Raw genomic sequence first — 11896 nt, 5'->3', positions numbered from 1 at the left:
GAGGCCCTGACCGACAACCTCCTGACCTTCATCGCGGCCGGCCACGAGACGACGGCGCTCGCCATGGCCTGGACCTTCCGCCTGATCGGGGAGAACCTGCAGGTCGAAGGGCGGCTGCGCGCCGAGATCGCCTGTGCGGGCGAAAGACCCTCACCGGAAGCACTCCCCTATGCCCGCCAGGTCGTGATGGAGGCCATGCGACTCTATCCGCCGGCTCCCATGGTGGTGCGCCAGGCCGTCTCCGACGTGCGGCTCGGATCGGCCACTATCCCGGCCGGTTCCTCGATCCACGTCCCGATCTACGCGGTCCACCGCCACAAAGCCCTCTGGACCGACCCGGAGACGTTCGATCCCGACCGTTTCGCTCCGGAGATGCAGCGGGACCGCTACAGCTACCTGCCGTTCGGCGCCGGCCCACGGGTCTGCATCGGCATGGGCTTCGCCTTGACGGAATGCGTCGTCATCCTGGCGGGTCTTCTGCCGCGATTCCGTTTCGAGGTCCCAGCGGGCCCGCGCCCCGAGGCTCGGTTCAAGGTCACCCTGCGGCCCCACGGCGGAATGCCGATGCGGATCGGGCGTCGCGCCCGGGCCAACCGATGAAGGGCGCCGGATCCGCCTCATCCGCGAAAGGCCCGACCTCGTCCTCCCGTCCCGACGGGACCGCGGACTCGAGCCTCATTCGCACCTTGAGCGAGACCGACGCGATTCCGGCGATGGGCGCGATTCCGACGCGCTATCTGACCGAGGCCTTGGCCAGTCAGCTCGCCGAGACCCTGGATCTCGCGACCTATCTCGCCGTCACCCACATCGTCGTCGCGATCGCCGTCGTGGGATTCTTCTGGGAGGTGGCGTCCCACACCTACCTCGTGACGCTCCTGCTCATGGTCTCGACCAGCATCCTCCTCCTGCCGTTGGGGGTCTGGATCAGCCGGTACCAGCCGGCCTGGCTGCCCTCCGTCGCGTTCAGGACGCGCAGCGTTGGAACCGTCCTGCTGTGCCTGGGCATCGCATGGTCGACGATGCCGCTCACGCTTTTCGGCCCATCAGATGTCGATCACCGCATGCTGGTGGTGGCGATCGTCGCCGGCCTGATCGCCACCACCTTCACGCTCCATGGGATCCCGAACCTGTCGGCCCGGTTCTGCATCCCGATCGTGCTCGGAAGCTTCGTGGCGCTCGCGAGGACCGGCGAGCATGTCGCCGCCGTCCTCGCGGTTTTCCTGACCATCTACGCCGCCTTCGTGCTGTTGAGCACCCGGCGGATGACCCGGCTCGCCACCGAGCGCAACCTCGACCGCGTCCGCGTCAGCGACCAGAAGGAGACGATCGGCCTGCTCCTCCACGAGTTCGAGGCGAGCACCAGCGACTGGCTCTGGGAGACGGACGCGGCCGGGACCCTGCAGCATGTCTCCGACCGGATCGCGGAGGTCTCGGGAATTCCGGTCGACAAATTGCTGCACGCACCGTTCGAGAAGCTCCTCCGCTCCGACAGTTCCGCCGGATTGCTCGGGGAAGGCAGCCGCGAACTGATCGCGCTGACGCAGAACAGGACGCCGTTCCGCGATCACATCGTCGAGATTCCGGGAGCCGACGGCCCGCGCTGGTGGCGGCTGAGTGGAAAGCCCGCCTACGATGGCGGGGGGAGCTTCGCGGGTTTCCGAGGCGTCGGCGCCGATATCACGGCGACGCGTCGGTCCGAGGACCAGATCGCCTACCTGGCGAGTTACGATTCCCTGACCTCCCTCGCCAACCGCAGCCTGTTCGGAGCGCAGGCCGCCGTCGAATGCGAGCGCGCTGGCCGCACGAACGAGCCCTGCGCGCTGCTCTGCCTCGACCTCGACGGCTTCAAGATCGTCAACGACACCTTCGGCCACCATTTTGGCGACCGGCTCCTGCAGCAGGTGGCGCGCCGGCTTCGGGCGGCCGTCGAGAACGGCGAACTCGTCGCCCGGCTCGGTGGTGACGAGTTCACGGTCTTGGTCCCCCGGCTGCAGGAGGCGCAGGCGGTGGCGCTCGCCGAGCGGCTCATCGCTACCCTCAGCGTGCCCTACGCCATCGATGGGATCCAGGTCGAGATCGGCGCCAGCGTCGGCATCGCCATGACTCCCAGAGACGCGGGGGAACCCCAGGGTCTGATGGGCAAGGCCGATCTCGCCCTCTACCGCGCCAAGTCGAACGGCAAGGGCCGGGTCTCGGTGTTCGAGCCGGCGCTGGAGCGTGTCCTGCGCGCCCGCCGGGAACTCGAGACGGATCTCAAGGCCGCCATCGCCCATGACGACCTGGAACTCAATTACCAACCCCTGGTCAGCCTGACGGGCGGCCGCGTCCACGCCTTCGAGGCCCTGCTGCGCTGGAACACCCCGCTGCGTGGATTCGTCTCACCGGCCGAGTTCGTGCCGGTGGCCGAAGCCTGCGGGCTCATCTCGATCATCGGGCGTTGGGTGCTGCATCAAGCCTGTGCGGAGGCCACCCGCTGGCCAAGCGACATCCGCATCGCCGTCAACATCTCGCCGTCCCATTTCCGCCACTCGGATCTTCTGCAGGACGTGGTCGATGCCCTGGCGGCGAGCGGCCTCGATCCGAACCGCCTCGAGATCGAGATCACCGAGTCGATCTTCTTCGAGATGAACGCGGCGATCGCCGCCAACCTGCGCGAGTTGCGCGCGCTGGGAGTGCGCATCGCGCTGGACGATTTCGGGACCGGCTATTCGAGCTTGAGCTACCTGATCCGCTTCCCGGTCGACAAGATCAAGATCGACCGCTCGTTCATCAAGGACATGAGCACCCGCCACGAATGCCTGGCGATCATCGAGGCCATTCTGACCCTCGCGGGCAAACTCTCGATCACGGTGACGGCGGAGGGCGTCGAGAGCGTCGAGCAGGCCCGGATGCTGCGCGACCGCAAATGCGGCGACATCCAGGGCTTCCTGTTCAGCACGGCCCGTCCGAAGGGCGAGATCCAGGGCCTCATCGAGACGCTGCCGGAGCGCTTCCACCAGATCTTCCCCGCCGATGATAGGCAGGAGCCTTCGCAGCCCCGGCGCCTCTCGGCCTGAGAGGCGGCCGTCGGCCGAGGGGCCGACCTGCCGCCGAATTCGACCGCAAGGGACGGGATGCGCGCGTATGCCAGTTTCCTCAAACCGGGCGCTGAGGCAGCGTGTGCGTCACGGCGCTGCGAGAGGATGCCCGATCGATGATTCCCATTGTCCCGGACGAGACGAGCGGCCCTGCCGCGACGGAGGCCGCGTGCCGGAAAGCCCTGGCCGACCGCGATCCCTCGGCCGATGGGCTGTTCGTCTACTCGGTCCGCAGCACCGGCATCTACTGCCGCCCGAGTTGTCCGGCGCGGCGAGCACGCCCCGAGAACATCGCCTTCCACGCCACCTGCGCCGAGGCGGAAGCCGCGGGCTTTCGCCCCTGTCGGCGCTGCCGCCCCAACGAGGCCAGCCTCGCCGAGCGCCATGCCGAGGCGGTGACGCGCGCCTGCCGGCAGATCGAAGCCGCCGAGACGATGCCGGATCTCGCCGGTCTCGCGCGCGTCGCCGGCATGAGCCCGTTCCACTTCCACAGGGTGTTCAGCCACGTCGCCGGGATCACGCCTGCGGCCTATGGCGAAGCCTGCCGCGCCCGGCGCCTCGCCGCTTTGCTGCCCGCAGCCGGGTCGGTGACCGAGGCCCTCTACGAGGCGGGATTTGGCGCGCCGAGCCGCTTCTACGACAGGGCCAAGGACCGGCTCGGGATGACACCCTCACGCTACCGAACGGGCGGACTCGGTGCGCGCATCCGCTTTGCCGTCGGCGCCTGCAGCCTCGGTGCGATCCTGGTGGCCGCGACCGAGACGGGGATCTGCGCCATCCTCCTCGGGGACGATCCCGACGCGCTGCTGCGCGACCTGCAGGACCGTTTCCCCAAAGCCGAGATCGTCGGCGGCGATCCCGACTTCGAGGCTCTGGTGGCGCAGGTCGTCGGCCTCGTCGAAGCCCCGGCGCGGCCGGTCGCCCTGCCCCTCGATATCGGCGGCACCGCCTTCCAGCAGCGGGTCTGGGAGGCGTTGCGGCGGATCCCGCCGGGCACGACGGCGACCTATGCGCAGATCGCCGGGGCGATCGGGCAGCCCGGCGCGGTGCGCGCGGTCGGGCTCGCCTGCGGCGCCAACGCGCTGGCGGTCGCCATTCCCTGCCACCGCGTGGTGCGTTCGGACGGGTCCCTGTCGGGCTACCGCTGGGGCATCGCGCGCAAGCGCGACCTGCTCGACCGCGAGGCCGGTTGCGTCATGGCGGCGAGCCCATCGCCGCCCGGGTGATGCCATCCGCGCCGATGTCGTCGCTGCCGGCCATCCCGAGATCCACGATGAGCCGGCCGCGGGCGCGGCTGACGCGGCTCTTCACCGTGCCGACAGCGACCCCGCAGATCACGGCCGCCTCCTCGTAGGTGAAGTTCTGGGCGCCCACGAGCACCAGCGCCTCGCGCTGGCTCAACGGAAGGGCGTCGAGCGCCGTGCGGAACTCGCGCAGTTCGAGGCGGACCTCCTGCTCGGGCAGGCTCGTGAGGCGGCCCGCATGCACGCCATCGGCATCCTCGACCTCACGCTTGCGCTTGCGCTGCTCGGAATAGAACAGGTTGCGCAGGATCGTGAACAGCCAGGCGGTGAGATTGGTGCCGCGGGTGAAGCTGTCGGCCTTGCTCCAGGCCCGAACCAGGGTGTCCTGAACGAGGTCGTCGCTGCGGTCGAGGTCGTAGGTCAGGGTGTAGGCGAAGGCGCGGAGCGACGGAATCGCTCCGATGAGCAGCGCGCGCATCTCGTCATCGGCGGCGTTCGGCGTGCCGGTCGGTTGAGGTGAGGCCGCCATCACGGTGTCTCCCGTCGTGTCGCCAAGTCGGCGAGAAGGGCTTCGAAGCGCTCCGGCATCGGTTGGGTCAGGATGTCGGCGTAGAGGAGCTTGAGGTTCCGACCGATTCGGTGCCGGACCTCGCCGTCGATCGGAGCTCGGATCGTCCCTCCGCATGGTGAGCGCGGCCGGCCCGCGACGATCGTCGTCGGGGCGGAAGCTCCCGAAGGAGGAGCCTCGGCGCCGTCCGGGACGATGCCGACCGCCTGCACGGTGTCATCCTGTTTCATCGTAATCGGATCCTCGACGGCCGGTGCCGGCACCTCGCGTGAAGAGGAGCGTGTCGACGTAAAGTGAAGCGGCCGTTCTCTTGGAGCCTGCGCTAAGGAGATCGCGTTTAATGGGTTGTGAAGAATGCATTCACCATACTTTAAGATAACCGAAACCGCTCCCGCCGAGCTTGATTCCAGCGCCGCCGCTCATCGAAATCGCAGAAAGCTTGGCAACGAGCTTGGCAATACGTCAACAGACCTGAGGCATCAATACCGGAGATCTTGAACGGACATCTCAGCGGGGCGGCGACTGCGCCCGTGACCCGGCCGCCGGTACCGAGCATGCCCACAGCCGAGCGTCAGCGGTCCGATCGGGCCGTCCTCGACGGCGAACGCCGACGTCGGGACGCGTGACGACGCCAGCCATGGGAGCGCAGGAGCTGCAGACCCGGATCGCCATCCCCGGAAGACACGGCATCCCGCTTGCTTCGCCGCCCCGGCCGCGGGCGGGGTTCGGCGCCGGGCTGACCGTCGCAACGGGCTGTCATCGGCCCTCACGCCACAATCACCGCAAACCTGGAGAGTGACGACGTGACGGATGCCACCTCGATGCCCGCGACCGCGTGCCGCCCTCCGTCGCGACGTTCCCTCGGGCACCGTGCCGCGACATTGGCGGCGGGCATCGTGCTGACGGTGCAGCCGGCGCTCGCCGAGAGCGTGCTCCGCATCGCCATGACCGCCGCCGACATCCCGACCACGACCGGCATGCCCAATAACGGCTTCGAGGGAATGCGCTTCCTCGGCTATCCGGTCTTCGAGAGCCTCGTCTTGTGGGATCTCACCCGCACCGACCGGCCCGCCGGCCTGCGGCCGGGCCTGGCGGAACGCTGGGAGCAGTCGACCGAGAACGGGAAGACCTGGATCTTCCACCTGCGCCGCGGCGTCACCTTCCATGACGGCACGCCCTTCGATGCCGATGCCGTGATCTGGAACCTCGACCGCTACTTCAAGGCCGACAGCCCGCACTACGAGCTGCAGGGGGCTGGCATCACCCGGGCTCGGGCCTCGCTGCTCGAGAGCTACGCCAAGATCGACGACCACACCGTGTCCATCACCTCGTCGGTGGTCGCCTCCTACTTTCCGTTCATGACCGCCTACATCCTGTTCACCGCGCCGGCATCGTTCGAGAAGGCGGGGCGGGACTGGGCCAAGGTCGCGATGCTGCCCGCGGCCGGAACCGGACCGTTCCGGATCGAGCGGGTCGCCCCACGCGAGTCGGTCGTCCTCGCCCGCCACGACGGCTACTGGGACCGGGACCGGACCGCGAAGGTCGACAAGGTGCGGCTCGCGCCGATCCCGGAGGCCAATGCCCGCATCGCGGCCCTGCGCGCCGGCCAGGTCGATTGGATCGAGGCCCCGGCTCCCGATGGCATCGCTTCGCTGAAGCAGGCAGGATTCGCCGTCACCACCGGGTCCTACCCGCATGTCTGGCCGTGGTTCTACAATATCGGCGCGGTGGGCAGCCCGCTGAAGGACGTTCGGGTTCGCCAGGCGCTCAACTACTGCATCGACCGCGACGGCATGACGGCGTACCTGAGCGGCACCGCCGAGCCGGCCGTCGGCTGGCTCAAAGCGAGCGACCCGAATTTCGGCACGCCTGCGAACCGCTACGGCTTCGATCCGGCCAAGGGCAAGGCGCTGCTGGCCGAGGCCGGGTACGGCGGGGCAAAGCCGCTCGCCTTCAAGGTGATGATCTCGACGTCGGGCTCTGGGCAGATGCAGCCCCTGCCGATGAACGAGTTCCTGCAGGAGAACCTCCGCCAAGCCTGCGGCGTCGAGGTCGCCTTCATCGTCTCGGAATGGCAGGTGCTGTTCTCGTCGCTCCGCTCGGCGCCCGACGCGCCTTCGCTCCAGGGCGCCATGGCCCTCAACGTCAGCTCGCCCTCCTCGGATTCCTCGGTGATGGCGCGCTACTTCTCTTCGGTGAACATTCCCCCGAAGGGCTTCAACTTCGAGCACTGGAAGGACGAGGTCTTCGACGCGTCCCTGAAGACCCTGTCGGAATCCTCCGATCCGGCCGAGATCGCCGCGGCGACGCGGGCCGCCCACGAGCGGCTCGTGGACAACCCGCCCTGGCTCTTCGTGGTCCACGACCTCAACCCCCGGGCGATGTCGCCGCGGGTGCAGGGATTCGTGTCGCCGCAATCCTGGTTCGTCGACCTCACCCGCGTCAGCCTGAAATAGGACCGTCCCGCATGGCCGAACCGGCGACCGACCCCGCGTTCCTGCCCGCCCATGTCCTGGCCGCGCAGATCGCATCGCGAACCCTCTCGCCGGTCGACGCCGTCGAGGCGATGCTCGCGCGCATCGCCCGGCTCGAACCGCGCCTGAAGGCCTTCGTCGAGGTCTACGCCGCTGATGCGCGCCTCGCCGCCGAAGGCGCCGATCGCGCGATCCGGTCCGGCCACGCCCTCGGTCCGCTCCACGGGGTTCCGGTGGCGCTGAAGGATCTCGTCGACGTCGAGGGACGGATCACCACCGGCGGCTCCCTCGCCTTCCGCGACCGGCGTGCAACCACGACGGCGACCATCGTCCGGCGGATGATCGCCAGAGGGATGATCGTGCTCGGCAAGACCCACACGGTCGAGTTCGCCTTCGGCGGCTGGGGCACCAACGCCCGCATGGGCACGCCCTGGAATCCCTGGGATCTGGCGCGAGCCCGCACTCCCGGCGGGTCGAGCAGCGGCTCGGGCGTCGCGGTGTCCGCCCGCATGGCGCCCTGGGCGATCGGCACCGATACCGGCGGCTCGATCCGGATGCCGGCCGCCTTCTGCGGTCTCACCGGCCTCAAGGTCACCACGGGTCGCATCAGTGCCGCCGGGATCGTCCCCTTGAGTACGACCCTCGACACGCCGGGACCCATGGCCCGCAGCGTCGCCGACGTGGCGCTTCTCTACGACGTCCTCCAGGGTTCCGATCCGCTCGATCCCAACACCCGCGGGGTCGTGCCCGCCGACCCGATGCCGACCCTCGACCGGGGCGTGCGCGGCCTTCGCTTGGGCCGGATGCCGCAGGGTGAGCGCGCCGCCGTCGCGCAGGACATGCTGGAGGCCTACGACCGCTCGCTGGATCTCCTCGCCGATCTCGGCGCCGAGATCGTCGAGGTGGCGCTGCCGTTCCGGTTCGCCGAGATGATGACGGCCTCGAACCTCCACATGGCGGAGGCCTATCACGTCAACGGGCGTCTCGCCGAGGACCCGGACAGCCCCCTCGACCCGGCGGTGCGCAAGCGCATCCTGGCGGGCGCCGGCATCTCGGCGGCGGACTACCTGCGCGCGCGCCAGGACCAGGTCGCGATGAAGGGCCAGATGGCGGCGGCGATGTCCGGTATCGACGCGCTGCTGACCCCGACGACGGAGCACGCGGCCGTGCCCCTCGACGGGCTCGACCAGGACCGGCTGCCCTCGCGCTTCACCCGGTTCGGCAACCTGCTGGAACTCTGCGCCCTGGCGCTGCCCAACGGCTTCACGGCCGCCGGTCTGCCGCTCTCCCTCCAGATCACCTGCCGGCCCTACGAGGAGGCGATGGCCCTGCGCATCGGCCAGGCGCTGCAGCGCGCCACCGACTGGCACCTGCGCGTGCCGGCGGGACTGTGAGCCCACGCTGATCGGATCGGCCGCATCGCGTCAGGACGCGGTGCGGCGGGCCTCGATGGCGTCCCAGGTCGCTGCCGCGAGATCCGGGCCGCCGAGCCTGCGGATCGCCCGGATGCCGGTGGGCGAGGTGACGTTGATCTCGGTCAGGTGGCCGTCGATGACGTCGATGCCCACCAGGATCAGGCCGCGGCGCTTCAATTCCGGGCCGATCGTGGCGCAGATCTCGCGCTCGCGCTCGGTGAGTTCCGAGGCGTTGGCGGCCCCGCCCCGCACCAGGTTCGAGCGGATGTCGTTGGCCGCCGGCACCCGGTTGACGGCGCCCATGGCGACGCCGTCGACGAGGATGATGCGCTTGTCGCCCTCGGTGATCCGGGGAAGGAACCGCTGGATCACCCAGGCCTCCCTGAAGGTGGCGGCGAACAGGTCGAACATCGAGCCGAAATTCGGGTCCTCCGGCGCAACCCTGAACACCGCCGCGCCGCCATGACCGTGCAGGGGCTTCATGACCACGGTGCCGTGCTCGGCCCGGAACGCCTCGATCTCGGCCTTGTCGCGGCTGATCAGGGTCGGGGGCATCAGCTCCGGGTATTGCAGGACGTAGAGCTTCTCCGGAGCATTCCGCACCTCGGCCGGATCGTTGACCACGAGGGTGCGCGGGTGGATCCGCTCCAGCATGTGGGTGGCGGTGATGTAGGCCATGTCGAAGGGCGGGTCCTGGCGCATCAGCACCACGTCGACCTGCGACAGGTCGATCCGTTGCGGGTCCGCCAGGGTCGCATGCGCGCCCTCGACGTCTTGCACCGTCAAGGCTTCCGCCATGGCCGTGACGCGCCCGTCCCGCAGGGAGAGGCGGTCGGGAGTGTAGTACAGGAGGCGGTGACCGCGCGCCTGCGCTTCGAGCAGCAGCGCGAAGGTGGTGTCGCCGGCGATCCGGATCGCCCCGATCGGGTCCATCTGCACTGCGACGGTCAGGGCCATGGTCGCATCTCCGGCTTTCGGCGGGCTTTCGCCCTCGCCTTACATCGAAGGCCCGCGCCCGTCTCCGGTCGCGGGCCTCACTGATCCGATCCGCGGGATCCGGTCCTCAGTCGTCGGCGCCCGAGTTGCGCTTGGTGCCCTTGCCGCCGGTGCGGCGGTCGTAGTCGCCGATCGCCGCGCGGCATTCCGGCGAGAGCCGCGGGCGGTTGCGGTCCATGCATTTCTCGGCATCGGAGCTGTTGGGATCGACGCCGGCGCAGAGCCGGAAATAATCGTTGGCGCAGCCGAGCTGCAGCCCCTGGTCTTCGCGCTGGGCGAGTGCCGGGGATGCCGCCAGGAGCGCGAGGGCGAACGGTGCCAGCGTCAGCACCGCCTGATGGCGGCGTCCTCGGCTCGGAAATCGTGACGTAACCACGCGCATTCTGCGGTGTCCTTCGCTCTTCTGGGTCGGGTGATGGCGTGACAGGCCGTCGTTGCCGTTGTCGTCGAACGACCCGGCATATCGGTCAGCCGCGTCGGTTAGCAAGCGCCCTCGGGCACCCGCGACGGGGTCGGCCGCAAACGCGGCATGGGTGTGGCACTGCCCCTCGAACCCCCGACGAGACCGAGGTTCGGTATGAAAAGGCCCCGTTCGCGTGGCAAACGGGGCCAAGTGCAAGGGAGGAAACGCCCGCCATGGGCGATTCCGATGATGCAATATGCAAGCCAGAAGTAGGTATGTGGTCGACAACGTCCCCCCAATTCCCCCGCCCGGCGCATCGGCCCGCCGTGTCTCCCGCTCGGATCGGGGCGGCCTTCGACAAAAAGGAGACACGCGATGGGCGCAGGAACGCTGGAAACACTCCGTTAACCACCCCGTGATGATCTCGGCCTCGCGCCGCCGACGACCGGAGGGTTCGCCGCGACGATGCTCCATGCGGGCAGCGCTCAGCGATGCGGACGAGGCGAAACGATTGACGGGATCTCCAGTGATGAATCCTGAGCCACGGCCGAGTGAGGACGAGACCGCGAGGGCGCCGATGCGGCGCGGCGCGGCCATCCTGCCCTTCGCACTACCGACCGGCCGGCGCTTCCGGCGCGCGGCCGAATCCACCGGTCCGGACGGCGAGATCCTGCTGTTCACGGGGGTCCGCTACGAGCGGCCCGCGCACCATGAGCAGCACGCGGTCGCGTCCACCGGGGAGCGACGCCGTCAGCCATCGTAGGGCGTCGGCCCGGGATCCCGCCGCCGTTTCGAGGGAAGTCCGATGACGGACGAGGGCCGAGACCGAGTGCCGACACGCCGCAAGGGTTCTGGCGCCGAGAATGCGCCGACGAGGATCGCCATGCCGCCCGCCCGTTCGTCCCGCCGCCTGTGCGGGATCATGGCCATCACTCCCCTCGGGCTTCTCGTCGGCTGCGCCCAGGAAGGCGATTTCGGCCGCCCCGCGCCGAGCGCCTGGAACCGCCTCGTGGACACCACCGGGTCGCTGGCGGCGAGCGTCCGCGACGAGCCGGCCGCCCCGTTCCCGCTCACCGACGACGAGCGCGTCCTGCGCGACCGGGCCTGGCGCTACCTCATGCCCGCGGCTGGGCAGGATGTCTTCACGGCGGCGCTCGCCAACCTCACCCGCAGCCGGGTGCTGCCGCCGAACTGGCGGTCGGACGACATCGACGCCTATCACCGGACCCTGGTCTCCGAGTCCTTCCGCTCGCCGGTCTCGCGCTACCGCCGCCTCGGAGAGGACATCAGCGCCGACGGCCGCCTGATCCCCGCCTTCGTCGCCACGGCTCTGCGCGTGCGGGACGCCGATGCCCTGCGCCTGCGCGGCCTCTCCACCCTCCGGTCGCTCAGCGACGACGACGTCCGCCACGCGGCCATGCGGGTCGCCGAGAACCGCTGCCTCATTGCCTGGGTCAGACTCGAGACCGGGCTCCGCGTGTCCCGCTACCGCTATGCCCTCGATCACCTTCTCGTCGAGGTGCCGGAAGCCGCCGAGGCCGTGGCCGCCGAGCGCAGCCTCGGCTTCCTCGATGCCCGGCGCGCCCTCCTCGATCCGCTGCTCCCGCGCGATGCCGAGATCCGCTGCGGCCTCGTGCCGGGGGACGGGCCTCTGGCGGCAGCGCCCGTGCGCGGGCTCGTGCCCTTGGTGCGCAAGAACTGATGGGGCGCAAGAACTGA

At 69.5% G+C, this 11896-nt stretch carries 11 protein-coding genes; 7 read left to right on the top strand and 4 right to left on the bottom strand.

Going from position 1 to position 11896, the window contains the following annotated elements:
* The 3 genes from ACFE7U_RS03745 to ada form a co-directional block, all read left to right on the top strand.
* On the top strand, positions 1 to 600 hold a 600-nt coding region (locus tag ACFE7U_RS03745; protein ID WP_375408391.1), incomplete at its 5' end, for a cytochrome P450.
* Between the two features lie 86 nt (positions 601 to 686).
* Complete coding sequence (locus ACFE7U_RS03740) at positions 687 to 3056, top strand: putative bifunctional diguanylate cyclase/phosphodiesterase (RefSeq protein WP_375408390.1); 2370 nt, start codon at positions 687 to 689, stop codon at positions 3054 to 3056.
* A 137-nt stretch (positions 3057 to 3193) separates the two neighbouring features.
* Positions 3194 to 4303: a bifunctional DNA-binding transcriptional regulator/O6-methylguanine-DNA methyltransferase Ada gene (gene ada / locus ACFE7U_RS03735; protein ID WP_375408389.1), complete on the top strand. Its 1110-nt coding sequence runs from the start codon at positions 3194 to 3196 to the stop codon at positions 4301 to 4303.
* On the opposite strand, the gene ACFE7U_RS03730 is transcribed toward ada, so the two are convergent.
* A complete protein-coding gene (locus ACFE7U_RS03730) occupies positions 4272 to 4850 on the bottom strand; it encodes a sigma-70 family RNA polymerase sigma factor (RefSeq protein ID WP_375408388.1) in 579 nt (192 codons plus the stop codon). The two genes, ada and ACFE7U_RS03730, sit on opposite strands and share 32 nt — an antisense overlap.
* Positions 4850 to 5119 (bottom strand): NepR family anti-sigma factor, encoded by a 270-nt coding sequence (locus tag ACFE7U_RS03725; RefSeq protein ID WP_375408387.1) that lies wholly within the window; start codon positions 5117 to 5119, stop codon positions 4850 to 4852. The genes ACFE7U_RS03730 and ACFE7U_RS03725 overlap by 1 nt, the downstream gene beginning before the upstream one ends.
* A 591-nt stretch (positions 5120 to 5710) precedes the next feature.
* Here ACFE7U_RS03725 and ACFE7U_RS03720 point away from each other — a divergent pair.
* Together ACFE7U_RS03720 and ACFE7U_RS03715 are read left to right on the top strand one after the other, a co-directional pair.
* Positions 5711 to 7345, top strand: coding sequence for an ABC transporter substrate-binding protein (locus ACFE7U_RS03720; RefSeq protein ID WP_375408386.1), 1635 nt, complete (start codon positions 5711 to 5713; stop codon positions 7343 to 7345).
* A gap of 11 nt (positions 7346 to 7356) precedes the next feature.
* The gene (locus tag ACFE7U_RS03715) at positions 7357 to 8757 is read left to right on the top strand and encodes an amidase (protein ID WP_375408385.1); all 1401 of its coding nucleotides are present in this window, start codon (positions 7357 to 7359) and stop codon (positions 8755 to 8757) included.
* 30 nt (positions 8758 to 8787) lie between these two features.
* Here ACFE7U_RS03715 and gshB read toward each other — a convergent pair whose 3' ends face one another.
* Both gshB and ACFE7U_RS03705 read right to left on the bottom strand, forming a co-directional pair.
* Positions 8788 to 9735 carry a glutathione synthase gene (gene gshB, locus ACFE7U_RS03710; RefSeq protein ID WP_375408384.1) on the bottom strand — a complete coding sequence of 316 codons (948 nt, stop codon included), beginning with the start codon at positions 9733 to 9735 and terminating at the stop codon, positions 8788 to 8790.
* A gap of 106 nt (positions 9736 to 9841) precedes the next feature.
* A complete protein-coding gene (locus tag ACFE7U_RS03705) occupies positions 9842 to 10156 on the bottom strand; it encodes a hypothetical protein (protein WP_375408383.1) in 315 nt (104 codons plus the stop codon).
* Positions 10157 to 10706: 550 nt separating this feature from the next.
* Between ACFE7U_RS03705 and ACFE7U_RS03700 the strand changes: the two genes are divergently transcribed.
* Positions 10707 to 10940 carry a hypothetical protein gene (locus ACFE7U_RS03700; RefSeq protein WP_375408382.1) on the top strand — a complete coding sequence of 78 codons (234 nt, stop codon included), beginning with the start codon at positions 10707 to 10709 and terminating at the stop codon, positions 10938 to 10940.
* Positions 10941 to 11060: 120 nt separating this feature from the next.
* Positions 11061 to 11879, top strand: a complete 819-nt coding sequence (locus tag ACFE7U_RS03695; RefSeq protein WP_375408381.1) for a hypothetical protein — start codon at positions 11061 to 11063, stop codon at positions 11877 to 11879.
* The last annotated feature ends 17 nt before the right edge of the window (positions 11880 to 11896 follow it).

This window comes from uncultured Methylobacterium sp., from assembly GCF_964251405.1.
Taxonomy (GTDB): Bacteria; Pseudomonadota; Alphaproteobacteria; order Rhizobiales; family Beijerinckiaceae; genus Methylobacterium.
The sequence above is the reverse complement of the archived record's forward strand: the minus strand, read 5'-3'. Positions and strand labels throughout refer to the sequence as shown.

Coding starts and splice junctions, on each gene's coding strand:
- ACFE7U_RS03695 (WP_375408381.1), top strand. CDS start 11,061: ATGCCGCCCGCCCGTTCGTCCCGCCGCCTGTGCGGGATCATGGCCATC.
- ACFE7U_RS03700 (WP_375408382.1), top strand. CDS start 10,707: ATGAATCCTGAGCCACGGCCGAGTGAGGACGAGACCGCGAGGGCGCCG.
- ACFE7U_RS03725 (WP_375408387.1), bottom strand. CDS start 5,119: ATGAAACAGGATGACACCGTGCAGGCGGTCGGCATCGTCCCGGACGGC.
- ACFE7U_RS03715 (WP_375408385.1), top strand. CDS start 7,357: ATGGCCGAACCGGCGACCGACCCCGCGTTCCTGCCCGCCCATGTCCTG.
- ada (WP_375408389.1), top strand. CDS start 3,194: ATGATTCCCATTGTCCCGGACGAGACGAGCGGCCCTGCCGCGACGGAG.
- ACFE7U_RS03720 (WP_375408386.1), top strand. CDS start 5,711: ATGCCCGCGACCGCGTGCCGCCCTCCGTCGCGACGTTCCCTCGGGCAC.
- ACFE7U_RS03705 (WP_375408383.1), bottom strand. CDS start 10,156: ATGCGCGTGGTTACGTCACGATTTCCGAGCCGAGGACGCCGCCATCAG.
- ACFE7U_RS03730 (WP_375408388.1), bottom strand. CDS start 4,850: ATGGCGGCCTCACCTCAACCGACCGGCACGCCGAACGCCGCCGATGAC.
- gshB (WP_375408384.1), bottom strand. CDS start 9,735: ATGGCCCTGACCGTCGCAGTGCAGATGGACCCGATCGGGGCGATCCGG.